This window comes from Shewanella sp. AS1, assembly GCF_021412565.1.
GTDB lineage: Bacteria > Pseudomonadota > Gammaproteobacteria > Enterobacterales > Shewanellaceae > Shewanella.
In genome coordinates, this window is the sequence record NZ_JAKCLJ010000110.1 from 1 (window position 1) to 284 (window position 284).

General features: G+C 58.1%; 1 pseudogene. It reads left to right on the forward strand.

Features of this window, described 5'->3' with window-relative positions:
• Positions 1 to 76: 76 nt before the first annotated feature.
• Positions 77 to 284: pseudogene (locus LZP69_RS16275) on the forward strand (efflux transporter periplasmic adaptor subunit); the annotation flags it as partial.

A 284-nucleotide genomic window follows, 5' to 3' on the forward strand; every position in this document is an offset into this window, starting at 1 on the left:
GAAACGGCTCTTCCAGGAGGGCTCCGATGTCAAAGCCGGCCAACTGCTTTACCAAATCGACCCCGCGCCGTTTCAGGTGGCGTATGACTCCGCCAAAGCCTCCCTCGGCAAGTCGCAGGCCAATCTGCCCTCGATTAAACTCAGGGTGGAGCGATACAAGGAAGTGCTGGTGGACAAGGCCGTCAGTCAACAGGAATATGACGATGCTGCGGCTTCCATGGAACAGGCCCATGCCGATGTTGACTATTGGAAGGCGGCGGTCGAAGCCGCGCGCATCAATTTGG